General features: G+C 68.2%; 23 protein-coding genes. 6 read left to right on the forward strand and 17 right to left on the reverse strand.

Features of this window, described 5'->3' with window-relative positions; genetic code table 11:
• Positions 1 to 27: 27 nt before the first annotated feature.
• From NWF24_RS29540 to NWF24_RS29555, 4 genes are read right to left on the reverse strand one after another with little or no spacing between them, the layout of a single operon-like run.
• Entirely contained in the window at positions 28 to 1,710 is a 1,683-nt protein-coding gene (locus tag NWF24_RS29540; RefSeq protein ID WP_258351630.1) for a TFIIB-type zinc ribbon-containing protein, read from the reverse strand.
• A gap of 46 nt (positions 1,711 to 1,756) precedes the next feature.
• Positions 1,757 to 2,353: a hypothetical protein gene (locus tag NWF24_RS29545; protein WP_258351631.1), complete on the reverse strand. Its 597-nt coding sequence runs from the start codon at positions 2,351 to 2,353 to the stop codon at positions 1,757 to 1,759.
• 13 nt (positions 2,354 to 2,366) lie between these two features.
• Positions 2,367 to 4,157, reverse strand: coding sequence for a VanW family protein (locus NWF24_RS29550; RefSeq protein ID WP_258351632.1), 1,791 nt, complete (start codon positions 4,155 to 4,157; stop codon positions 2,367 to 2,369).
• Positions 4,154 to 4,759, reverse strand: a complete 606-nt coding sequence (locus NWF24_RS29555; RefSeq protein ID WP_258351633.1) for a DUF6891 domain-containing protein — start codon at positions 4,757 to 4,759, stop codon at positions 4,154 to 4,156. The genes NWF24_RS29550 and NWF24_RS29555 overlap by 4 nt, the downstream gene beginning before the upstream one ends.
• Positions 4,760 to 5,038: 279 nt before the next feature.
• On the opposite strand from NWF24_RS29555, the gene NWF24_RS29560 reads away from it, so the two are divergent.
• The gene (locus NWF24_RS29560) at positions 5,039 to 5,731 is read left to right on the forward strand and encodes a hypothetical protein (RefSeq protein ID WP_258351634.1); all 693 of its coding nucleotides are present in this window, start codon (positions 5,039 to 5,041) and stop codon (positions 5,729 to 5,731) included.
• An 85-nt stretch (positions 5,732 to 5,816) separates the two neighbouring features.
• Here NWF24_RS29560 and NWF24_RS29565 read toward each other — a convergent pair whose 3' ends face one another.
• Positions 5,817 to 6,197: a helicase SNF2 gene (locus tag NWF24_RS29565; protein WP_258351635.1), complete on the reverse strand. Its 381-nt coding sequence runs from the start codon at positions 6,195 to 6,197 to the stop codon at positions 5,817 to 5,819.
• A 255-nt stretch (positions 6,198 to 6,452) separates the two neighbouring features.
• On the opposite strand from NWF24_RS29565, the gene NWF24_RS29570 reads away from it, so the two are divergent.
• Positions 6,453 to 6,929: a DUF6314 family protein gene (locus NWF24_RS29570; protein WP_258351636.1), complete on the forward strand. Its 477-nt coding sequence runs from the start codon at positions 6,453 to 6,455 to the stop codon at positions 6,927 to 6,929.
• Position 6,930: 1 nt separating this feature from the next.
• Here NWF24_RS29570 and NWF24_RS29575 read toward each other — a convergent pair whose 3' ends face one another.
• From NWF24_RS29575 to NWF24_RS29595, 5 genes are all read right to left on the reverse strand, one after another.
• Entirely contained in the window at positions 6,931 to 7,524 is a 594-nt protein-coding gene (locus tag NWF24_RS29575; RefSeq protein WP_258351637.1) for a biotin transporter BioY, read from the reverse strand.
• A gap of 31 nt (positions 7,525 to 7,555) precedes the next feature.
• Positions 7,556 to 8,149, reverse strand: coding sequence for an energy-coupling factor transporter transmembrane component T family protein (locus NWF24_RS29580; RefSeq protein WP_258351638.1), 594 nt, complete (start codon positions 8,147 to 8,149; stop codon positions 7,556 to 7,558).
• Complete coding sequence (locus tag NWF24_RS29585) at positions 8,142 to 8,888, reverse strand: energy-coupling factor ABC transporter ATP-binding protein (RefSeq protein ID WP_258351639.1); 747 nt, start codon at positions 8,886 to 8,888, stop codon at positions 8,142 to 8,144. The genes NWF24_RS29580 and NWF24_RS29585 overlap by 8 nt, the downstream gene beginning before the upstream one ends.
• 42 nt (positions 8,889 to 8,930) lie before the next feature.
• Positions 8,931 to 9,767, reverse strand: coding sequence for an isocitrate lyase/PEP mutase family protein (locus tag NWF24_RS29590; RefSeq protein ID WP_258351640.1), 837 nt, complete (start codon positions 9,765 to 9,767; stop codon positions 8,931 to 8,933).
• A gap of 95 nt (positions 9,768 to 9,862) precedes the next feature.
• On the reverse strand, positions 9,863 to 11,566 hold the full coding sequence (locus NWF24_RS29595) for a M14 family zinc carboxypeptidase (protein WP_258351641.1): 1,704 nt from the start codon (positions 11,564 to 11,566) through the stop codon (positions 9,863 to 9,865).
• 114 nt (positions 11,567 to 11,680) lie between these two features.
• On the opposite strand from NWF24_RS29595, the gene NWF24_RS29600 reads away from it, so the two are divergent.
• The 4 genes from NWF24_RS29600 (at position 11,681) to NWF24_RS29615 (ending at position 14,012) form a co-directional block, all read left to right on the forward strand.
• On the forward strand, positions 11,681 to 12,394 hold the full coding sequence (locus NWF24_RS29600) for a YebC/PmpR family DNA-binding transcriptional regulator (RefSeq protein ID WP_258351642.1): 714 nt from the start codon (positions 11,681 to 11,683) through the stop codon (positions 12,392 to 12,394).
• A gap of 21 nt (positions 12,395 to 12,415) precedes the next feature.
• Positions 12,416 to 12,814: a GFA family protein gene (locus NWF24_RS29605; RefSeq protein WP_258351643.1), complete on the forward strand. Its 399-nt coding sequence runs from the start codon at positions 12,416 to 12,418 to the stop codon at positions 12,812 to 12,814.
• Between the two features lie 140 nt (positions 12,815 to 12,954).
• Positions 12,955 to 13,653, forward strand: a complete 699-nt coding sequence (locus tag NWF24_RS29610) for an HAD-IA family hydrolase (RefSeq protein ID WP_093076906.1) — start codon at positions 12,955 to 12,957, stop codon at positions 13,651 to 13,653.
• Between the two features lie 5 nt (positions 13,654 to 13,658).
• Positions 13,659 to 14,012 carry a cupin domain-containing protein gene (locus NWF24_RS29615; RefSeq protein WP_258351644.1) on the forward strand — a complete coding sequence of 118 codons (354 nt, stop codon included), beginning with the start codon at positions 13,659 to 13,661 and terminating at the stop codon, positions 14,010 to 14,012.
• Positions 14,013 to 14,028: 16 nt separating this feature from the next.
• On the opposite strand, the gene NWF24_RS29620 is transcribed toward NWF24_RS29615, so the two are convergent.
• From NWF24_RS29620 to NWF24_RS29650, 7 genes are all read right to left on the reverse strand, one after another.
• Positions 14,029 to 15,189 (reverse strand): NAD(P)/FAD-dependent oxidoreductase, encoded by a 1,161-nt coding sequence (locus NWF24_RS29620; protein ID WP_258351645.1) that lies wholly within the window; start codon positions 15,187 to 15,189, stop codon positions 14,029 to 14,031.
• Positions 15,186 to 16,604 (reverse strand): FAD/NAD(P)-dependent oxidoreductase, encoded by a 1,419-nt coding sequence (locus NWF24_RS29625; protein WP_258351646.1) that lies wholly within the window; start codon positions 16,602 to 16,604, stop codon positions 15,186 to 15,188. Before NWF24_RS29625 ends, NWF24_RS29620 begins: the two co-directional genes overlap by 4 nt.
• Complete coding sequence (locus NWF24_RS29630) at positions 16,601 to 16,981, reverse strand: (2Fe-2S)-binding protein (protein ID WP_258351647.1); 381 nt, start codon at positions 16,979 to 16,981, stop codon at positions 16,601 to 16,603. Before NWF24_RS29630 ends, NWF24_RS29625 begins: the two co-directional genes overlap by 4 nt.
• A 19-nt stretch (positions 16,982 to 17,000) precedes the next feature.
• On the reverse strand, positions 17,001 to 17,495 hold the full coding sequence (locus tag NWF24_RS29635; protein ID WP_097200498.1) for an Lrp/AsnC family transcriptional regulator: 495 nt from the start codon (positions 17,493 to 17,495) through the stop codon (positions 17,001 to 17,003).
• A 78-nt stretch (positions 17,496 to 17,573) separates the two neighbouring features.
• Entirely contained in the window at positions 17,574 to 18,977 is a 1,404-nt protein-coding gene (locus NWF24_RS29640) for an aspartate aminotransferase family protein (protein WP_093053907.1), read from the reverse strand.
• 162 nt (positions 18,978 to 19,139) lie between these two features.
• The gene (locus tag NWF24_RS29645) at positions 19,140 to 20,072 is read right to left on the reverse strand and encodes a 2-hydroxyacid dehydrogenase (RefSeq protein ID WP_258351648.1); all 933 of its coding nucleotides are present in this window, start codon (positions 20,070 to 20,072) and stop codon (positions 19,140 to 19,142) included.
• A gap of 180 nt (positions 20,073 to 20,252) precedes the next feature.
• A complete protein-coding gene (locus tag NWF24_RS29650; protein ID WP_258351649.1) occupies positions 20,253 to 21,131 on the reverse strand; it encodes a GNAT family N-acetyltransferase in 879 nt (292 codons plus the stop codon).
• Positions 21,132 to 21,287: the final 156 nt, after the last annotated feature.

Genomic DNA, 21,287 nt, shown 5'->3' on the forward strand with positions numbered 1-21,287 from the left:
AACCGCCCAACGCCGTCGCCCGAGGGGCTATTCGGTTTGGTATAGCGTCGTCACGCTCGCGAAGTCGCGGCCGTTCTGCTCCACGTTCACCTGGAACGGCACGCTCTCGCCCGGCGCGATGGCCGGCAGGTTCTCCACCAGCTTGAAGCCCGTGAGCTGCCCGTTGCGGTCGCGCAGGCTGACCCACAGCCGCACCTTGCCAACGATACCCGTGCCCGGGTTCTTCACGCTGCCCGTGACTTCCACGCTCTTGTAGGTGAAGCGCTGGCTGAAGTTGAGCAGCACGCTGCCGGTCTCGGCCTTGGTGCCCGTCACCTTCACTTCCAGCGGCTTGCGCGGGCCCGGCAATGCCGCGCGGCGCATCGGCTTCCATTCGATGCGGGTCGCGGTGATGCGCTCCATGTCCTCGGGCTCGAGGAAGATCGGAAAGCGCTCGCCCGGATAGAGGTACGCCAGCCCCGCGATGTTGGTCGTGCCATGCGCCTTGCTGCCACTGAAGCGGGAGATCACGCCGCCCGGCGCGAGCACCACTGCATCGGCGCTGCGGTTCACCAGTTCGCCCAGGAACAACCGCTGCTGGATGTTGTTGCGCCCGTCTACCAGCGGCAGCAGTTCGAGCTGCTTGTCGTCGAAGCGCTCGCTGTCGTCGGCCAGCAGGTCGTCAGTGCCCAGGCGCAGTTCGGGGTTGAAGGCCTCGGGGCCGCCCGCCGTGCGGATCACGCGGTCGGCGTTCAGCACCGGCGTGCGCGTACCCGAAGACTCGACCGTGCTGTAGCCGATGCGGTAGTCCCATGCCGCGATGGCCGTCGCGCGGCCGAAGCGCGCGATGCTCACATCCATCGAGGTCCGCGTGCCCGGCTGGATCTCGTTGGCCTGCCCGTAGCCATGGCCGAAGCCGATCACCTGCCCCGCATCGTCGTACAGCGTGACCAGCACCTCGAAACCGCCGAGCACGGTGGCGTCCTTGCGGTCGTTGGCGATGCGGCCCACCAGCCGCACGCGCTCGCCCTGCTGGATGAGCCGCACGCGCGAGAAGGCCATGCGCGGCCCCTGCACCGCGCTGTAGGGCTCGGCGAGCTTCTGCACGCGCAGCTCCTGCCGCGTGACGTTCTTGCCGCTGGGCATGTCGATCAGCACGGGCGCGCTCTCGCCGGGCTCCAGCACGGACACCGGCAGCATCTCGCTGCGCTCGTCGAGCTTGCTGTCGCCGTCGTAGTACGTGGCGCGAATGCCCGCGCGCGACAACGACTTGCCGGTTTCGTTGCGCGCCACCACCAGCAGCTTGGGCATGGCCGAACTACCGCTGCCCACCAGCACCTGGCGCGGCTCGTTGAGCTTCAGGCCATCGACGGAAATGGTGCGGTCGACCGCAGCGGCCACCACGGAGCGCGGCGCGCCGGACGCGGCATCGCGGGAGTCGAAGAGAAACAGCCCGACCACGCGAAAAACCAGCACCACGCCCAGCAGGATGGCTATGGCTATGCCGACCTTGCGCAGCACCAGCTTCTGCCTCAGCGCCTCTTCGGCCGCGAGCTGGCGGCCCGCTTCGCTCTTCACCTGGTTGAGCACGCGCTCCAGCCGGTCGGACACGTTGTCTTCCACCAGCGTGACCGAGCCGCAGTGGTCGCAGGTGTATTCGTTGAGGCCGGTGCGCTTGAGCACGCTGCTGCCGCATTCGCCGCACTTGAGCGTCTGGAGGTCGATGGTCATTGAAGTGCTGCTCCCGTGTTGTTTTTACCTGCGACGCGCCAGCGGACTACCAGTCGAACAGGTCCGCGATGTCGCCGGCCTCGCTGGCGCCGATCAGCGGCGTGAGCCGCTCGATCAGGCGCGCGCGGTGCACCGGGTTGACGGAATCGTCGTCCATGAAAATGTCCTCGCCCGCCTCGTCCCAGACCTGGCCGATGGTGCCGAGGCACGCGGCCATCTCGAGGATGTCGGCAAAGATCGGGGCATCGTCTTTCCACGCACCCGCGCCGTGCCGGGCGAACTGTATCGCGCCCGTGTTCAGGTCGAAGATGAAGGGGTCCGCGCCCTGGTCGGCCACCACCAGCCAGTGATCGGGCCAGTCGGCAATGCGCTCGCCGGTGATGCCGTGCCAGCGGTAGCCGGCCTGCAGCTCCCACAGGCGCGCGAGCGTCGGAATGCTGAAGGGGTTGCCAGCGGTCGGCACCGTGAGGCCCGCATGGCCCACGCGGTCGTTGATCCACTCGCCGAGCGGGCCGACCTGTGCGTAGAAGGTTTCGATGGCGGCCGGCAGAGGGATCTCTCCGCGCCAATGCTCGGCGGCGGATTGTGGCGCCAGCGCGCCATGGGAAGCCAGCGCCGCGCGGGCCTGTTCGATCGATGCCATCTGTCCTCTCCGTTCAGGGGATGCAAGTAGCCTGCAATGCGGCGCGCAGGGCCTCGACGTCGCCCGGTGCTACCTCGCGCACGCCGGTCGAGCCTGCGAGGCCGCATGCGGTCGAGGCCACCACGGGTACGCCGGCAGCCACAGCGCGCAGCACCGCGCGCGGTGCGTGCTCGACGTGCGCAGGCAGCACGACGACGCTGGCACCAGCCAACCAGTCGCCTTGCCAGTTCATGTGTTCGATGTGCGCGATGCCACGCCAGAGTTGCGCGTCATCCGAAGGCGAACCAAGCACGCGCAGCCGGTACGGCCAGCCTTGCAGTGCCGCGGCGAGTTCGCGCGCGCCCTTGCGTGCCAGTGCGCTTGCGGCGAACACGACGAGCGGCGGGCCCTTGCGTTCGACGGCCACGGCTTTGATCGGGGGCAGCATCCAGTCGAGCCGCGTCAATGCTGCTTGCGGCGCCGCCTTCGCGAGCTGCCGTGCGACCTCCGCGTGCGGCGTGACCACGGCCTTCGCACGGGCAAGCGCCAGCGCCTCGGCACGCACCAGTGCCGGATCGGCACGGAAGTCGCGCAGCGTCGCATCGCCGGGCCAGTGCCGGGCCGCGGCATCGAGCCGCTGTTCGATTTCGGCCATCGGCAGCGCGCTGGCCAGCACGGTGATGCGGCGCCCGTCGAGCGCACCGATGCGCTGCAGGTGCGGCAGCAGTGCCTGCTCGACCACCAGCTCCGTGTGCTCCGGCGTCAGGCGGCTTGCCAGGGCGTGCGCGAGCCAGCGCTGGCCGTCGATCAGGCTCGCCTGCCGCCGGCCTGCATGCCGCGCCCAGAGCCGCTGCCACAGCGCGCGGCGCAGGCTCACGGCCCACAGTGTCTGCGCTGGCACTGCTGTCTCACGGTGCCAGCCCGTCGCGGGCAGGCGCCAGAACGCCAGCCGCAGCGGCGCCGGCTGCAGGCGCTGCGCGTCCGGATGTTTCTCGCGCAGGTAGCGGGCGAACTCCGGCGTCCAGCCATCGACCAGCACCGCCGCGCGGCCCTTGGGTCCGACGGCGACCTGGGGACGATGGCGAAAGCACGTGGTCTGTTCGCAGCTCAGGCAACCGCGCGCCAATGGCAATGCTGCGCCCGCGTCGTCATCCGTTCGGCGCAGCATGACAAGCGCGACCGGTGCCGCCAGCGGAGAACGCGCACGGATGCGCAGCACCAGTTCGCTGTCGGTCAGTTCCACTTCGAGCCGCCACGCATGCCTGGCGCGCAGCTTGAGATCGACATAGTTCCAGAACACCGTCGCATCGACCGCGTCGCCGTCGGCCGCGCCGGCCTGCTCGATGCGCGCCGTGTGCCCATGGCGCTCGACCAGTTCGAAGCCCGCGCGCACCGCCACGGTGGCGAGCGCGTTCGACAGCTGGCAGAGCCCGCCAGCCAGCGTCGGCACCACGCAGCCGCCGCGCAACTCGCGGCCCTGCACAAAGCCGCGCCATGCGCCCGGCCGCCCCAGCTGGCGCCAGAAGCTCAGCACTTCGCCGGTCGGCACCTCGATGGCATCGAAGGCGCGCCGCGCCACGCGCAGGTTCTGCACTTTGCCGGCCACGAGCGGAAATTCTTCGGCGCGGCCGTCGGACCACAAAGGGGTTCGGTATTGCGCGAGCACCGGCGCACCAGCCAGTGCGTTGTCGCCGCCATGCCATCGCCGGGCCGAAGGCCGCAGCGTCTCGCGTAGCGCATGGGCCGTGGCCAGCAGCCGCGAGCGCAGCCAGAAGTCGATCGCGTCGATGCGGCGCGGCGGCTGCCAGGCCTGTTGCACGCTCACGCGGAGGGGCCGCGCTTGCGCCATTGGCCGAGGTCGGCTTCGATGCGCTGGTCGATGTTGCCGCTCCATTGCACGCTGAAGCCGGCCGTGCGCAGCAGCTCGACGATGCGGTGGCCCACCACCACGGTGTTGGCTTCGCGCTGCTCGATCTCGGGGATCATGCCGCCGCTGAAGGCCAGGTGCAGGCGGCCGGTGCGCACCGCCGCGTCGAGGTCTTGCGCGTGATAGAAGCAGCAGCCGCGAATGCCCGAGTCCATGCGACCCGCGGCCCGCCAGTGCTCGCGCACGTCGTCGTGGCCATCGGCCAGCGTGTTGCCTGCGCGGTGCAGCGCAATGATCTTTTCGCTGCGCAGCTGCGCGAACACGGCTTCGAGCCGGTCGTATTCGGTCTGCGCGGGCCACCCGGCCTCGGCCGCGCGCTTGGCGGCACAGGCACTTGCGGCCTCGGCCTTGACCCAGGCCCGGTCTTCGGCGGTGATCTCATCGGGATCGAGATACTCGTCGGTGATCAGCCATTCGACATCGGCGTCGGGATAAAAGCCGCTCCACACCAGGTCGTGGATGCGTCCGCGCGTGTCTTCGGGGTCGAGAGTAAGGGCCATGCGTGTTGAGTTGCCGCCTCGGCTGCAACGGGATCATGCTTTCTTTTTTCCTGACGGAAGCGTGCTCGTATTTTCACCCGGCCGCACCACGATGACGCACTAATGCGAAAGCATGAAGTCTTGCGGCCACCCCTTCCGCGCCGCGCAATCATGAAGGATGCGCCGTGGCAAGGCAATGCGCCTTTTGGCGAAGGCGGCTCTGCCACTTGGCCGGGAGCCGCACCGGCGTGGTGCTGCCTGCCTGCATGCTGCGCGACTGGCTATGCTCGGCGGCTCTTCATGCTGCAGCGCCATTCCTCCATTGACCCGATCGCCCAGCCGGACGATGAAAGGCTGCCCACCGAATGGACCTCGCGCGCCCTGCAGGCCACGGAGCGCGCGCCGAAGTCGGTCGCGGACTGGGCCGCATGGCTGGTCGCACTCGCGGTGCTGGTGTTCATGGCGGTCTTCGGCTTGCGGGCGATGACCTGGGCGCTGGCCGGTGGCTGGCAATGGCTCTGGCTGGCGGTGGGGCTGCCGTTCTTCGGGGTCTTCTCGGTGTCGGCGGTGCTGCTCGTCGTCACGAGGCTGCGCGAGCGCCGCCGGGTGCGCGTGGCGCTCGAAGACATGTCGCTGGAGCGAGGGGAAGGCTTTCGCATCGGCGAGCCGTTCGAACTGCGGCTGCGTGCGACGGTGCCCATTGCGCGGGAAGGCGAACGCACAGTGGCGCCGGAACACATCGCCATGCGGCTGATGCGGCGGTCTTTTCTTGATGCGCCCGATGGCACGCGGTCGCTGGTCAATGAGTGCTGCGATGAAGCCATCGCGTCCCGGGAGGATGCGAGGGCAGGAAGGCTGCTCTACGCCTGCGAACTTCGTGCAGGCTCCGGATACGGCGACACCGCTCAATGGTTCGTCGAACTGCACGACCCGACCGACGACGACAACGCGCCCTTCCTCATCGCCGCGCTGCGGCTGCTGCCCGCGCGCTGACTCGGCGCAGCAAGCCAGACGCAAAAAGGCCGGGCCATGCATCGCATGGCCCGGCCTTTTGTCTCAGACCCTGTGGGGAGACTGATTACAGCGGCAGTGCGTCACCACGAGCAGCGGCGCGGGCTGCGGCACGCACCGCAGCGCGGTCGACCGTGCTCGCCACGACCGGTGCGACACCAGCGGAAGCGCCTTCGGCGTACGGGTCAGCGCTGTGTGCAGCGGCAACTGCATCGGCGCGAACGGCGGCACGGCTGGTCGTCGAGACGATCACGCGAGCGGGGCCAGCGTCGGCGCCGGTGGCGTAGGGGTTGGCGCTGTGGGCTGCAACCACGGCCTGGCCGGCGACGTCGGCGCGGCTGGCGGCCGAGGTCACTTGGTGCACGCCTTCGTACGTTTCAGCATGGGCGGCGCCGGCAGCGGCCAGCAGGGCGATGGAGATAGCGGAGAGGAGCTTCGAGGCGGTCATTTGGATGTCCTTTGTTCGTTCAGTTTTTTGCACTTGGATGATTTCGAACCGGTCTTGGGTGGGTCACCGTCCCTCCGGGGGCGGCCACCTCGCTCGGGGCCCTGTTCACCCAGATCGGCTTGGGGGCCGGTCTGTGAGATGAATTGTGCGCCGTTGTCTAAGTAAAAACCCTTAGAGAAAAGAACCACGGCGTTCACGAAGTGGAAACAATCAGCCGCTTCAAAGGGAGATCAGGGCTTGTCGTAGAGTCTTTGCATGAGCGCGCCGGCCCCTGCCTTTCCACCCCTGTCCTTCTGGAGCACTGCGGACACCGTCTTCGACGGGCTGGTGGGTGCATGGGACCTGGAACGAACCATCGAGGGCCAGGCCTCCATGACCGGCACAGCCGTGTTCACGCTGCTCGAGACAGGGATGTTGAGGTACCGCGAAGAGGGCCGGATCCGTCTTGCCGACGGCAAGGAATTCGACGGCCACCGCGAATACCTCTTCGAACGCGCCCCGGGCGGCTTCGTAGTGCACTTTGCCGAGACCCCGCCGCGCCTGTTCCACGCCATCGAAATCGTGCGCGACGGCGACGCGCTCGCCGGTTCGGCCACGCACCTGTGCACGCCCGATACCTACGACAGCAGCTACCGCTTTCTGGCCGACGGCTCCTTCATGATCCGCCACACGGTGCACGGCCCGCGCAAAGACTACCTCTCGGCCACCGTCTTCAGGCGACGCGGCAAATAGCTCAGTCGCGGTCGAGCCGCCAGCCCGGCATGCCGCGCATCACCGTCTGCACGAGCATCGCGCAAATGCCGCACTTGATGAGATCGCCGGGAATGAACACCAGCATGGCCAGCGCGGCCTGCGACAACGACATGTGGGCGATCAACGAAAGCCCGACGATGCCGAAGCCGTAGACCACGAGAATCCCGCCGACCACCGACGACACAAAAGCCGCAACCACCAGCCCCACGCCCGTGGCCCCGCCCATGCGGCGCACGGCAAGGCGCATCAGCAAGCCGCAGGCGAAGGCCCCGAACATCCAGCCGAACAGGAAGCCTCCGGCCGGCGCCACGAACACGCTCAGGCCGCCACGGCCACCGGGCAGCAGCGGCAGGCCCAGCGCCACCGCGAGCAGGAACAGCGCAATCGCCAGGAAGCCACGACGCGGCCCGAGCAGGCAGCCCGCCAGCATCACACCCAGCGACTGCAGCGTGATCGGCACGCCGAACGGCAGGTCGATCTTCGGGATCAGGCCGAACACCGCCATCAGCGCCGCGAACAGCGCGATGTACGACAGGGAGCGGGAAGAAGTGAGGGAGCCTGAAGTGGTGGTCATGGCAATCGCAATCGAGAAAAGGGAAAGAAGCTCAGCGCCCGAGCCGCGCGGCCAGCGCATCGGCCACGCGCTCCGCCGTCTGCAGCGTGCGGATGGTCAGCGGCGCCAGCAGCCGCAGGCCGCCGCCGTGGCCCGAACGCGCGCGGTAGGCATCGTCGAGGCGCTGCCACTGCACATAGAAATTTTCGGCGAAGCGCAGCATCAGGCCAAGGCCCAGTGCGATCCGCTCGGTCGGCACGCCAAGGCGCTGCAGCGGATGCAGCACCGCTTCGAGCACCGCCAGCAGGTCTTCGAAGCGCGTGGTCAGCGTGAGCATCAGCGCGAGCGTGGCCGCGCTGGCAAGGCGCAATGCGCTGGCCACGCCGAGCGGGATCGTTCCCATCGCCCAGTGAAAGCCGACGATCAGTCCACCGGCGATCGCCACGCCGACCAGCATGCGCACCCGGCGCCACGCGGGCGGCCCGAGCGAGGCGAAGATCAGCAGCACCACCGCACAGGCGATGGCCAGATGCACGGGCCGCTCGACCAGCACCAGCAGCGTGCCGCACACCGACAGCACTGCGAGCTTGACCCACGCCGCCATCGCATGCATCCACGTCGGCTGCTCCGAATACAGGCTACGCATGGCGGCCCCGCTCCGCCACGGCGCGCTCGCGCACGTTCTCGGCATAGGCCTCGCACACTTCGCGGCCCGGCCCGTCGGCGCGCACCTTGCCCTGTTCGAGCCACAGCACACGTTCGAAGTCGTAGACATGCTCGAGCAGATGCGTGGACACGAGGATCTGGTGGTCGCTCGCCTCGAGCTGCGCGGCCAATCGCGCCTGGCTCAGCAGGTCGAGGCTGGCAAAGGGCTCGTCGAGCAGCAGCGTGGCGGGCTCGCTGATCTGCAAGGCCAACAGGCACACCTGCTGGCGTTGCCCCTGGCTCAGCTCACCCACGGCGCGCCCGGCCCAGGCTTCGAGCCCGCGCTGCGCAAGAAAATCGCGCGCCTGCTGCCGCGCCGCCTGCCGCGTTTCGCCACGCGCAGTGAGGCTGAAGGCCAGCTCCTCGGCCACGGTCGGAAAGATGATCTGGTCGTCGGGGTTCTGGAACATCAGCCCCACGTGCTTCGACAACTGCCTGCGGTCGGCTTGCGTGTCGCAGCCATGCACGACCACGCGCCCCTGCTGCGGCTGGTCGAGCCCACTGATGAGACGGAACAGGCTGCTCTTGCCGGCTCCGTTGTCGCCGATCAGGCCGATGCGCGTCTCCTGCAGGCTGAGCGTCAGCCCCTCGAAGACATGCTGGTTGCCGCGCACCAGCGTCACCGCCTCGAGGCGGATGCTGTGCGGGGAACTGGGTTCTGGCGGGGTCGGCTGCGGCAAGGGGCGCCCACTGTACCCGAACGCGCCCCCGCGCTACTGGGCTCAGGCAGTGGCGGCAAAGAGCCCGTTGATCTCGCCAACCGACAACATGCCCTCGCCCATCGTGCCGAAGCGGCCATGCTCGAAAGCCTCCTTGGCAATGCGGCCCACCAGCCCAAGCGCCGACTGCAGCGGGCCGCAGCCCAGGCTGATGCGCCTTGCTCCGGCTTGCGCAAGGCCATCGGCCGACGGTGCGCCGGCATAGCCCGCGTACACGTTCAAGGGCACGCCCAGCGCACCGGAGAGCCGCCCGATTTCTTCCAGGCTGGACATGCCGGGCACGAAGATGCCGTCCGCACCCGCCGCCGCGTAGAGCTTCGCGCGGCGCAGCGCCTCTTCGAATCGCGCCGCCGGATCATCCCAAGGCACGAAGTAGACGTCGGTGCGCGCGTTGATGAAGAAGCGCGCGTCGAGCTTGCGGATGGCGGCGATGCGCTCGCACATCACCTCGGGCGCCGCCAGCTCACGCGTGCCCGGTCGTGTGCCGTCCTCGATGTTGATGCCGGCCGCGCCCATGTCGATCAGCGCGCTTGCCACGTCGCCCACCGCCTGCGTGCTGTCGCCGTAGCCCTGTTCGATGTCCACGCTCACCGGCACTCCCGTCACGCGGCAGATGCGCTCGCAGGCTGCGATCAGCTCGCTAACGGGCATGCGCTCGCCGTCTGCGTAGCCAAGCGACCAAGCCATGCCTGCGCTGGTGGTGCCGATGGCCATCGCACCGGCGCGCTCGACGATGCGGGCGCTGGCGGCGTCCCAGGCGTTCACGAGAACCAATGGATCAGGGCCGGCGTGCAGCCGGTGAAAGGCATCTGTCTTCTGTTGCGCGTCGCTGGATCGCATGTCTGGTCGTTCCAAAGGAGTTGAAGGATGACCGCAGCCTAGACGCAATGCGCCACCGGGACTTGGAAAAAACTGCTGTCCGCGCCGCGACCTGCCTACATCAGCCCGACCACCGGATAGCGCCGCCACCCCGGCTCCGCATGGCGCCGGCCGTGAGCGAAGAGAAAGCCCAGCACCGCTTGCGGATCGGTCAGCTTCTCGGGGTAGTCCGCCTTCCATTGCTCGAACTGGCGCTTCAACTCGGGCTCGTCCTCCAGCATCTGGAGTGCGGTGTCTTCGAACACGTAGGCCGAGAAGTTCTCCTTCTTCTCCAGCACGCTGTTGAAGAAGCCCCAGCGGAAGAAGCTGTCGTGGGCCTCCGGCTCCAGCGTCTCGACCGCGTAGCGGGCGTTGGGCTGGTCCAGCCGAACCAGCACGTCACCCGCGCGCGCCTGGAAGCGCTCGGTGTGCGTGGCGAGCACCAGCTGGTCATGGAACATGTGGCCTTCGTAGGCGCTCGCGCGCGAGGTCACGCTCTGCACGCGGTACACCCGAGCCGCATCGAACAACTGGTCCGCTTCCAGGCGCTGCGACTCGACGCCGTTCCACGCCAGCCGCTCGATCACTTCGCGCCAGGCTTGCGGCACCAGATAGGCCATGGGCGCAGCCACTGCCAGCTCTTCCACGCAGCGATCGAAGTGCACGATGTCTTTTTCCCACGGCTGGCTGCGGTCGTAGGCCAGGCGCTCGTAGTTCCCGAGCCGGCTCGGCGTGCGAACCGCGCGATAGCCCTTGAAGCGCAAGCTGGCCGGCCGGCTGCGGTCGTTGCGCCATGTCAGCGGCCAGCGCGCCTGCTGCGCTGCAGCAGCCCTGGCGTCGCGGCGCAGCGCCTGAATCTGCGCCGCGTGCGCGACGGTGAACTCCAGCACCACCTCGACCAGCGTCCGCATGGAAGCCACGCGGTCGGCAAAGGGCTTGAGCATGTGGGTCTCGGGCATGAAGCCGATGGTGTGGTGCAGCGCCGCATAGCCGGTGGAAAAGCGCGGCAGGTCGAGGAAGTCTTCGATGCCGTCGTCGGGTGTCTCGGCCAGCAGGTTCATGTACGGGCAGGTGGGCCAGCCGCGTTGCGCCATGTCGCCGTAGATCGCAGGCAGCATGCTTTCGCGCAGGAACTGCCCGAGCCCGCCGCCCAGCTTGTCGGGCTGGGTCGGGATCAGCGTCATGGTGTAGCTGTAGTCCGCGCCGTTGGAGGTGTGGGTGTCGACCATCACGTCCGGGTCCCACGCGGTGAAGAACCGGTTGAACACCTGCGCCGCCAGGCTGTCGCACTTGATGAAGTCGCGATTCAGGTCCAGGTGCCGGCCGTTGCCGCGGAAGCCGAACGACTCGGGCCCGAGCTGGTTCACGCGCGAGGTGTTCTGCCGGTTGATGCTGCCGTCCACGTTGTAGACAGGGATGAACAGGAACACCGTGCTGCCCAGCGCCGCCAGCCGCTCGGGCTGCGTGCAGAAATCGCGCACCAGCGCCATGCAGGCGTCGATGCCTTCTGGCTCGCCGGGGTGGATGCCGTTGTTGTTGAAGAACACCGGGCGACGCTGCTGCTTCAGCGCTTCGCGGTCGAACACGCCATCGGCAGTGACCACGCCGGCGTGAAGGGGAACGCCTGTGTCCGACACGCCGATCTCACCCCAGCGCAGCACGCCGGGAAACTGCCCGGCCAGCCGCTCGTAGAAAGCGATGCATTCGGCCCAGGTGGTGGTCTGGTTGCCGTTGCCCGATTCGAACGGCGTGGGGTACCGGGTGTCTGTTGGAGCAGTCATGGGAAGAAGGCTACAGTAGTCGCCCCGATCCGGTCATCCAGCCCTTCTTTCTGCAAAGAGCCAGGAGCCTGCCAGGCACGGCCGCACGCACAACACACATTCAAGGAAACAGACATGGGCGCCCAATGGAAAGCGAAACACAAGGATCTGGCGGCCAATGCCAAGGGCCGGCTGTTCAGCAAGCTTGCCAAGGAAATCATGATGGCCGCGCGCAACGGCGCCGATCCGGCCTCCAACTCGCGCCTTCGGCTGGTCGTGGAGCAGGCACGCAAGGCCTCGATGCCCAAGGACACGCTCGACCGCGCCATCAAGAAAGGCGCGGGCCTCACTGGCGAGGCCGTGCATTTCGAGCACGTGATGTACGAAGGCTTCGCTCCGCACCGCGTGCCGGTGATGGTCGAGTGCCTGACCGACAACGTGAACCGCACCGCGCCTGAAATGCGCGTGCTGTTCCGCAAGGGCCAGCTGGGCACCTCGGGCTCGGTGTCGTGGGACTTCGACCACGTCGGCATGATCGAAGCCGAGCCCGCCAAGCCCGACGCCGACCCCGAAGTGGCCGCCATCGAAGCCGGCGCGCAAGACTTCGAACCGGCCAGCGAAGGCCATCCCGCAGTCTTCCTGACCGACCCCACCGACCTCGACCTCGTGAGCCGCGCACTTCCGGCCCAGGGCTTCACCGTGCTGTCGGCCAAGCTGGGCTACAAGCCCAAGAACCCGGTCGATCCGGCGAGCCTGAGCGCGCACGACCTGGAAGAAGTCGAAACCTTCCTGGCGGCCATCGACGCGAACGACGACGTGCAGAACGTGTTCGTGGGCCTGGCGGGCTGACGCAGCTTCTTCATCGGCCGCATGCTCGCGGGAAAGTGCCTCTGCGGTGCCGTCCACTACACGGTGGCGGATGAATTCGCCTACGCCCTGAACTGCCACTGCTCGGACTGCCGGCGCGCGACGGGCTCGGCCTTCAAGCCCTTCGCGGGCATCGAGCGCGGCAAGCTCGCCATCACGCAGGGCGAAGACGCAGTGATGATCTACGGCAAGAAGGACGCGGGCGACATTCACTGCGCAAAGTGCGGCTCGCTGCTCTATTCGGTGGTGCGCGACGGCCAGTTCGTGCACGTCACGCTGGGCACGCTGGTCGATGCGCCAGCGATTCGCCCGACCGCGCACATCTTCGTCGGCTCGAAGGCGCCGTGGTTCACGATCACGGACGACCTGCCGCAGCACAAGGGCCACGTCGGCGAGAACTGAGCGCCGCCCGCGCAAGAAGATGCCACCGCGGCGCCGACAACCGCATCCTGTGCCGTGACGCGGCCCCACTTCGGGCCGGCATTCGCAGGGTGCGCACCTATGCTCGATGAAGTCCTCTTCTTCATCCCTGGAGCGTTTCCATGTCCCTGCAAGATTTCAAGGTCCTCACCTTCGACGTCGTCGGCACGCTGATCGATTTCGAGGGCGGCATGCTCGCCTACCTGCGCAGCGCGGCGCCCGATGCCGACGTGAGCGACGACGACTTCCTCGCCGCCTACCGGCGCGCGCGCGCCGACGGCAACGCCGGCTGGTACCCCGACGACCTGGAGCGCTGCTGGCACGCCGTCGCACCTGCGCTCGGCCTGCCCGACACCGACGCCATCGCACAGGGCCTGCGCGACTCGGTCGCGCAATGGCCGGCTTTCCCTGATTCGGTGGAAGCGCTGAAGCGGCTCGGCAAGCGCTTCAAGCTGGTGACGATGACCAATGCGCAGGCCTGGGCATTGGCGCATTTCGACAAGACCCTGGGCTCGCCCTTCGACATGCTGCTGAGCTGCGACGACGCGCTGTGCGAGAAGCCCGACGCGCGCTACTTCGCCTATGCCCGCGGCCGCTTCGAAGGCGCCTGGGGCTACAAGCAGGCCGACAACCTGCACGTGGCGCAAAGCCAGTACCACGACATCGGCATCTCCAAGCAGTTGGGCATCACCACCTGCTGGATCGAGCGTCGCCATGCGCAGAAGGGTTCGGGCGGCACCATCGAGTCGAAGCACACCGTGCCCGACTACCACTTCCATACGCTGGCCGAGCTGGCAGATGCGGTCGAGGCGGGGCGTTGAGCACCGTGGGTATCACCATCCTGCGCCAATCGGCCACCATCGGCGGCCTGCAAGACCAGGGCACGCCTGCGCGCCCTTTGAGCCAGCCGCCCTGCCGGCTGAGCGGCATCGATGTCGAACTTGCAGGCGCAGGCGACAACAAGAGCGGCATCTGGGAATGCGAGCCCGGCCGCTTCGAGCGCCAGCTGGCCAATGCCGAGGTCATGCACATCCTGGCCGGTGCCTGCACCTTCACGCCGACCGATGGCGCCGCGCTGGAGATTCGCGCGGGCGACACGCTGTTCTTTCCAGCGCACACCACCGGCGAGTGGCATGTGCATGAGACCCTGCGCAAGGTCTTCGTCGTGATGACGCTGTAGGCAAGCGGCCGCGGCCTCAGGCCGCCTGCTTCGTCAGCTCATTCGCGAACCGGCTGATCGAGAAGCTCTCGATGGGCGTCGACGTCTGGCCGGTGGCGATCAACTCGGCCATCGTCTCGCCCACACCCGGACTGATCGCAAAACCCTCTCCATTGAAGCCGAAGGCGTAGTGCAGGCCCGGCACGCGGGCGCTCGGGCCCATCACGGGTTGCCAGTCGGCGGTGTAGCCCTCGATGCCGCTCCACACGCGGATCAGTTGCACGTGCTCGAAAGCCGGCACGAAGCGGCGCAGCTCGCGCAACTGGCGCAGCACGTTGTCGGGCTTCACGTAGGCGCGGATGTGCTGCGCATGCGCCGGCCCCTTGAGCCCACCGCCGAAGACGATGTTGCCGCGCGCGATCTGCCGGAAGTACAGGCCTTCATGCTCGATGGGCGACGAGATGCCGATGGATGGGCCGATGGCGTAGGGCAGCGGCTCGGTCACGCCCATCTGCGGCCCGCGCGCATCCATCGGCACGGCCTCGCCGAACTGTTCGGCCATGCGGTTCGACCACGCGCCGCAGGCCACGAAAAGCTGCGCCGCGCGAAAGCGCCGGCCGTCCGCCGTGTGGGCCACGAAGCCCGCGCCATCGCGCTCGACCTGCATCACCTCGGCCTGCTCGACGATGTTCGCGCCCGCGCGCCGCGCTGCCCGCGCAAATGCCGGGCCGGCCAGGCGCGGATTGGCATGGCCGTCGTTCGGCGACAGCGATCCGCTCACGATGCCGGGCGCGAAGATGCCCCAGCGCCGGCGCAGATGCTCCGCATCGAACAGTTCGAGATCGAGGCCGAGCGGCTTCACGTCTCTTGCGTGCTGCTCCAGCACCGCGGCCTGCTGCTCGGTGTAGCAGACGCGCAGGTGGCCGTAAGGCACAAACTCCAGGTCTTCGCCGAGCAGCTCCTTCACGCGGCCCCAGACAGCGCGCGCGCGGTTGGCCAGCGGCATCTGCGCCAGCGCGCGGCCCTGCCTGCGCACATTGCCGAAGTTGGTGCCGCTGGCCTGGCGGCCCACGAGCTCGCGTTCGAGCACCGTGACCGACAGGCCATGCTGGCGGCGCAGGAAGAAAGCGGCGGTGGTACCCATCAGGCCGCCGCCGAGCACCAGCACGTCGGTAGTGGTCGTCGCGTTGCTGCTCATGCCTGTTGCACCTCACGCGTGTTCATCATCAGCGGCTTGACCGGCGCCTGCGAGCGCAGGCGCCCCACCAGTTGCACGGGCACGCCGCTGGCCTGCGCCACGATCTCGGCCGAGGCGTGGCCGCAGAAGCGGCCCTGGCAGCGCCCCATGCCGACGCGGCTGAAGGCCTTGGCGCGGTTGACTTCATGGCTGTCCATCTCATTGACGCAGCGGCGCAGTTCGCCTGCCGTCACGGCCTCGCAGCGGCACACGATCGCGTCGTCGGGCAGTGCCGCGGCCTGTGCATGCGGCCATGGAAAGGCACGCGCCAGGCCTTCACGGAAGCGATTCATCTGCGCCAGCGTGCGGCGCAGCGCGGTGGACTCGGCGTCGTAGAGCGCACGGCCCGGCGCATGGCCGAGATCGGCCAGCGCGGCGAGCGCTGCCAGCCGGCCAGCGGCCTCCGCGCCATCGGCCCCGAGAATGCGAACCCCGTCGCCGGCCAGGTACACGCCCTTGGTGCTGCTGCGGCCATCGGCGTCGATGCGTGGCAGCCACTGCCGGCTCAGCGGCTCGAATTCGAAGTCGCAGCGCGCAATGTCGGCCAGCTGCGTTTCGGCGCGCAGATGCCAGCCGAGGCCCACGGCGTCGCATTCGAAGCGCTGCTCGCGCCCCTGCGCATCGCGCACGGCCACGGCCTGCACGCCCAAGCTGTCGTCGCCGTCGATGCGCAGCGGCGCCACGCCCTGCAGCACCGGCACGCCCGCGCGGCGCAGGCTGCGAATCAGCGCGAGCCCGCGCAGCGCCAATCGCGGCCTTGCAAGCAAACCGGCCACTGCGCCCCAGGGCTTGGTGGCCGGTGCTGTGTCGAACACCGCCGCCACCTGCGCGCCGGCCTGTACGTACTGCGAGGCCACGAGATACAGCAACGGGCCACTGCCCAGGAAGACGACGCGCGAACCAATGGCGCAGGCCTGCGCCTTCAGCGCGATCTGCGATGCACCCAGGCTGTAGCAGCCGGCGCGGTGCCAGCCCGCCACGGGCATCAGCCGGTCGGTCGCGCCGCTGCACACCAGCAGGGCGTCGAAGGGCAGCGTCTGCGGCTCGCCGGCATGCACGACGTGCAGCGCGCCTTCGCTCACGTTCCAGGCCAGCGTGTCGCCGCGGTAGTCGACGTGATCGCGCAGCGCGTCGAAGTCGCGGTGCAGCGCCTGCGCCTTCTCGGCCTCGGTGCCATAGAGCTTGGCGTAGGGGCGCTTGAAGCCTTCGGGCTGGCGACGGTAGATCTGGCCGCCGTCGCGCCGGCTTTCGTCGACGACGATGGGCCGCACGCCGGCACGCACCAGCGCCTGCGCGGCGCGCACGCCGCCGGGGCCGGTGCCAACCACCACGATGCGCGGTGAAGCAGAAGGAAAAGAAGGAGGCGCCCCGCTCATGCGCCGCCCTCCGGCGCACGGCGAGACAGCGACTGCTGCAGGTCCGGTGTCGGCAACCAGTGGTCCGCTGGCGGGCGCGTGAGCACCGACATGCCCGCCTCCACGGTCGTCGAACAGGCGCGCAAACGCTCGCCGGCCGGCGTCCACACCCAGCAGTCCTGGCAGGCGCCCATCAGGCAGAAGCCGGCGCGCGGCCCGTCGCCGAACTCGCTGTCGCGCACGCGCCGTCCGTTGCTCAGCAGCGCCACCAGCAGCGTGTCGCCGGCCAGTGCGGTGCGGGCCTCGCCATCGATGTGCAGGGTCAGCACGGGCCGGTCGGTTTCCGCGAGCCGTACGAAGCGGGCGGGTGGCTGGAAGCGAGGCTTGGGTTCGGGCATGGAGAGTCGAAGGCGCCGGTCAGCGCTCGTGGGGGAAAAGCCGTTCGATCGGGCAGTGCGTCTTGATGAACGGCGACTTGATGACGATGTAGCTGAAGTACTTCGCAATGCCGATGTTGCGTTCGAGCAGCCCCTCGATCACTTCCTGGTAGTGGTTCACGCCACGGGTGAGAAAGCGCAACAGGTAGTCGTAGCCGCCGCTGACCAGGTGGCATTCGAGCACCTCGTCGACCTCGCGGATCGCGGACTCAAAGCGCACGAAGTCCTCGCGGTGGTGGTCGGACAGCGTGACCTCGGTGAACACGGTCAGCGTGTCGCCGAGTTTTTCGAGCCGCAGGTGCGCGCCGTAGCCGGCGATGTAGCCGGCCTGTTCCAGCCGCTTCACGCGAATGAGGCAGGGGCTGGGCGACAGCCCCACCGCATCCGCCAGGTCGACGTTGGTCATGCGCCCGTTCTTCTGCAACTGGGCCAGGATGCGAAGGTCGAGTCGGTCGATCTTGAAAGCTTCTGACATGGCGGTGCCTGATAACGAGAGAAAGCCCGATTCTGCGTCGTCGGCCGCCGGTCTTGCGGGCTTTGCGTGCCTGTTCGCTCAGGCCGCCATCGCGGCGCGGACGTCGGGTGCTTCCAGCACTTCGTCGAGCGTCTTCTTCAGGCGCGCGAACATCTGCGCAAACTCGTCCTCGGTGAAGGTGAGCGCGGGCGCAAAGCCGAGGATGTGGTCGCCGAAGGAGCGGAACACCAGGCCGTTGCGGTAGCCGGCGGCGAAGATGCGATCGGACAGCCCCAGTGCCGCATCGAAACGGCGCTTGCTGGCCTTGTCGCTCACCAGTTCCAGCGCGCCCAGCAGGCCGCGGTGGCGCGAATCGCCCACCAGCGGATGCGCGAGCAGCGCGTCGAGTCCGGCCGCAAAGTGCGCCGCGCCGCGCTGGCCGTTGGCGAGGATGCCGCCTTCCTCGTAGAGCCGCAGCACTTCGAGCGCAACAGCGGCGCCGACCGGGTGCGCCGAATAGGTCGCGCCGTGGCCAATGGAGGCGCCCTCGGGCGCGCCGTCGGCAATGCCGGCGTAGACCTTCTCCGACATCATGGTCGCGCCCATCGGCACGTAGCCGGCCGTGAGACCCTTGGCCATGGTCATCAGGTCGGGCTCCACGCCTTCGGCCTCGCAGGCGAACATGGGACCGGTGCGGCCAAAGCCGGTGATGACTTCGTCCACGACGAAGAGGATGTCGAGCTCGCGCGCGGCCTCGCGCATGGCCTTCAGCCAGCCCTTGGGCGGCACGATGACGCCGCCCGAGCCCTGGATGGGTTCGCAGAAGAAGGCAGCCACGTTGTCCGCGCCCAGCTCGGCCACCTTGGCGCGCAAGGCCGCAACCGACGAGGCGATCAGCGCCTGCGGATCGGCGCCGTCGGCATGGCGATAGGCGTAGGGCGACGCAATGTAGTGCTGCGTGGGCAGCGGCAGGTCGAAGCCGCGATGAAAGGCCGGCAGCGCCGTAAGGCCCGCGCCGGTGGACGACGAGCCGTGGTAGCCGCGCTCCAGCGAAATGAACTGCTTCTTCGACGGCCGGCCGGTCGCGTTGTAGTACTGCACGATGAAGCGCACGGCGGCATCGACTGCCTCGGAGCCGCCCAGCGTGAGGTACACGCGGGTCAGCGAGGCAGGCGTGATCTGCACCAGTTTTTCAGCAAGACGGATGGCCGGCTCGCTGCTGAAGTGGAAGTAGCCGGTCGCGTACGGCAGCTTGCGCATCTGCTCGGTGGCGGCCTGCACCACGCTCTCTTGCCCGTAGCCCACGTTCACGCACCACAGGCCCGCAAAGGCGTCGAGCAGTTCGTGGCCGTTGCCGTCGGTCAGCCAGGCGCCACGGCCCGAAGACAGCACGGTGGGGCCGCGCTGCTCGTGCACGCGCCAGGGCGAGACGGGGTGGATCAGATGCGCGCGGTCGATCGCGTCGAGTGCGGCTTGGTGGGGCAATGCGGTGGGGTGCGTCATGGCGGTGTTGGAGGGAGCGAGAGCGAAGGAGCTTTCGATGCCCTCAGCTTAGGCGGCGCACCGCGCGAGGTGGTGCTGCTTTGGGGGTGCCGCACAAAGCAGGCTGCGGTTGTGTGCATGGCACGCAGCAGATCGTGCGGTCGGTCTTCCTTCTTCCCTTCTTCAATAGCCGCGTGCGCGATCGACCAGCCCGACCATCGGCTCGCCGGCTTCGAAGCGCTCGAGGTTGTCGAGCACCACTTCCGCCGCGCTCAGCGGCTGCGTCATGCTCGCTATGTGCGGCGTGAGCTGGATGCGCGGATGGCGCCAGAAGGCATGCTCTGGCGGCAGCGGCTCGGGGTCGGTCACGTCGAGCACCGCATCGCCGACCTGCCCGCTCGCGAGCGCGACCAGTAGATCTGCATCCACCAGCTGCGGCCCGCGCCCCACATGCACCAGCCCGGCGCCCGTGGGCAGCAGCGAGAACAACCGCGCATCGAGAAAGCCACGTGTCGAATCGGTCAGCGGCAGCAGGCACACGAGGATGTCGGTGCGCGCCAGAAAGGCCGGCAGCTCATCGGCGCCGGCATGGCATTGCACGCCATCGACCTCGTGCCGCGAACGGCTCCACCCCGCGCAGTCGAAGCCCAGCGCAACAAGCTGCGCCAGCACGGCCTGCCCGAGCGAGCCCAATCCGAGCACGCCGATGCGCCGCTCACCAGCGGGCCGCACGGGCAGCGGCTTCCACAGGCCCTCCTGCTGCTGGCGCCGGTATTGCGGCATGTCGCGATGCAGGCCGAGCACCGCATGCGTCACGTACTCGACCATGCCGCGCACGATGCCGGGCTCGACCATGCGCACGATTGGCAACGAGGCTGGCAGTGCCGCGAAGTCGAATTGGTCGACGCCCGCACCGGAAGAAAACAGCACTTCCAGATTGGGGAAACGCGTTGCCAGATCTTCCGGCGGCTCCCACGCTGCGAGAAAGCGCACTTGCGCCGGATCGCCTATGTCGGGCCAGATGCGGAAGTCGATGTCCGGCGCGCGGCGGCGGAACACTTCGGCCCACAGGCGGCCTCTCGCCGGGTCGGACTTGTAGAGGAAAGTAGTTTTCATGATCGACTGGACTCGACTGAGAACGCGTTCAGGGTGCGTGCCGGTGGTTCGACCGCTGCGCCCGACGATCACGTCGATGGGGTGCCTTGCGCAGCGAAATAAAGGAGGAGGCCGAAGGCCGGGGGACATTCGCGGAGCAAGGCACCCCATCGGCGTGATCGCTCCCTGAACAGCAAGCGCTCATCCAACAGCCTGAGTAACGATGGCAAAGAGCGAAGGCCCACCCGCCGGCGTGACAAGCGGTGCCCCTCGCACCATCGTCGTGGGCGCATCCACACGCAGCAGCCCGATGCTCTCCAGGCACTCAGACAGCCCACTGTCGAAGTCGATGTCAATGCGCGTGAAGTGCCCGGCATTCACACTGGCCAGATGCGCGATCAACGCCTTGGCACCATCGACATCAGGCGCAACCACCGGCCCTATCGAATGACCGCGCCCGAAGCGACGCAGCATCGCGAAACCGCGCGGTTCGTTGTCGTGGTCCAGCACCACGCAGGCTTCGGCGCTGGCCAGCAGGTCGGCGATCAGTGCATCGCGCGGCATGCCACGCGCCGCCGCGTCAAGAGCCTGCAGCGCCGCGGCCTCGTGGACTCCCGCAGGCCGCAGTCGCCAGCCCGGCTGCAAGGCCACCAACGGCGCCGACTGCGCAATGCCCTGGTGCTGCCGCAACTCACCAGTGCGCACAAAGCCCAGCCGCTCGTAGAGGCCGCGACCTTCGGCGGTGGCGTGCAGCAGCACCGTGTGGTCTTCCAGGCCTTCGAGCAATGCGCTCATCAGGCGGTGCCCGATGCGCCGCCCCTGGCAGGCCGGCGTCACGACCACGAGGCCGAGGGTGGCGTGGCGTTCGCCCCAGCGCCAGCGCAGGGCGGAGGCGACGATTTCGCCGTCACGCTCGGCCACGATGCCCTCGGCGTGCGCGAACACCTGCTCCCAGTCTGCCAGCCGGTGCGGCCAGCGCAACAGGTCCGTCAGCGCCTGCGCGAACGGCAGGTCGGCAGGCGTCATCGGTCTCAGCACCACGCCGTCTCCGGTGGGTGCATTCGGGGTCTGATCGGGCATTGGAAAAGTCTCGGTAGCGAAGAGGATGTTCCTTCCATCTTGGACGACATCGGCGCACGGTGCCAGACCGAAATCGACGTTCATTGCAACTTGCAAGCTTCGGCTGTCGCGTGGCCGGGTTTTGCAATTCGCTGCGGTGCGGTGCCTGCGTACGCA

The organism is Variovorax paradoxus, assembly GCF_024734665.1.
Taxonomy (GTDB): Bacteria; Pseudomonadota; Gammaproteobacteria; order Burkholderiales; family Burkholderiaceae_C; genus Variovorax.

What these genes read in the sequence shown, in the direction of transcription:
- NWF24_RS29540 (WP_258351630.1), bottom strand. Translation starts at nt 1,710, where the DNA reads ATGACCATCGACCTCCAGACGCTCAAGTGCGGCGAATGCGGCAGCAGC.
- NWF24_RS29545 (WP_258351631.1), bottom strand. Translation starts at nt 2,353, where the DNA reads ATGGCATCGATCGAACAGGCCCGCGCGGCGCTGGCTTCCCATGGCGCG.
- NWF24_RS29555 (WP_258351633.1), bottom strand. Translation starts at nt 4,759, where the DNA reads ATGGCCCTTACTCTCGACCCCGAAGACACGCGCGGACGCATCCACGAC.
- NWF24_RS29560 (WP_258351634.1), top strand. Translation starts at nt 5,039, where the DNA reads ATGCTGCAGCGCCATTCCTCCATTGACCCGATCGCCCAGCCGGACGAT.
- NWF24_RS29565 (WP_258351635.1), bottom strand. Translation starts at nt 6,197, where the DNA reads ATGACCGCCTCGAAGCTCCTCTCCGCTATCTCCATCGCCCTGCTGGCC.
- NWF24_RS29570 (WP_258351636.1), top strand. Translation starts at nt 6,453, where the DNA reads ATGAGCGCGCCGGCCCCTGCCTTTCCACCCCTGTCCTTCTGGAGCACT.
- NWF24_RS29575 (WP_258351637.1), bottom strand. Translation starts at nt 7,524, where the DNA reads ATGACCACCACTTCAGGCTCCCTCACTTCTTCCCGCTCCCTGTCGTAC.
- NWF24_RS29580 (WP_258351638.1), bottom strand. Translation starts at nt 8,149, where the DNA reads ATGCGTAGCCTGTATTCGGAGCAGCCGACGTGGATGCATGCGATGGCG.
- NWF24_RS29590 (WP_258351640.1), bottom strand. Translation starts at nt 9,767, where the DNA reads ATGCGATCCAGCGACGCGCAACAGAAGACAGATGCCTTTCACCGGCTG.
- NWF24_RS29595 (WP_258351641.1), bottom strand. Translation starts at nt 11,566, where the DNA reads ATGACTGCTCCAACAGACACCCGGTACCCCACGCCGTTCGAATCGGGC.
- NWF24_RS29600 (WP_258351642.1), top strand. Translation starts at nt 11,681, where the DNA reads ATGGGCGCCCAATGGAAAGCGAAACACAAGGATCTGGCGGCCAATGCC.
- NWF24_RS29605 (WP_258351643.1), top strand. Translation starts at nt 12,416, where the DNA reads ATGCTCGCGGGAAAGTGCCTCTGCGGTGCCGTCCACTACACGGTGGCG.
- NWF24_RS29610 (WP_093076906.1), top strand. Translation starts at nt 12,955, where the DNA reads ATGTCCCTGCAAGATTTCAAGGTCCTCACCTTCGACGTCGTCGGCACG.
- NWF24_RS29620 (WP_258351645.1), bottom strand. Translation starts at nt 15,189, where the DNA reads ATGAGCAGCAACGCGACGACCACTACCGACGTGCTGGTGCTCGGCGGC.
- NWF24_RS29625 (WP_258351646.1), bottom strand. Translation starts at nt 16,604, where the DNA reads ATGAGCGGGGCGCCTCCTTCTTTTCCTTCTGCTTCACCGCGCATCGTG.
- NWF24_RS29630 (WP_258351647.1), bottom strand. Translation starts at nt 16,981, where the DNA reads ATGCCCGAACCCAAGCCTCGCTTCCAGCCACCCGCCCGCTTCGTACGG.
- NWF24_RS29635 (WP_097200498.1), bottom strand. Translation starts at nt 17,495, where the DNA reads ATGTCAGAAGCTTTCAAGATCGACCGACTCGACCTTCGCATCCTGGCC.
- NWF24_RS29640 (WP_093053907.1), bottom strand. Translation starts at nt 18,977, where the DNA reads ATGACGCACCCCACCGCATTGCCCCACCAAGCCGCACTCGACGCGATC.
- NWF24_RS29645 (WP_258351648.1), bottom strand. Translation starts at nt 20,072, where the DNA reads ATGAAAACTACTTTCCTCTACAAGTCCGACCCGGCGAGAGGCCGCCTG.
- NWF24_RS29650 (WP_258351649.1), bottom strand. Translation starts at nt 21,131, where the DNA reads ATGCCCGATCAGACCCCGAATGCACCCACCGGAGACGGCGTGGTGCTG.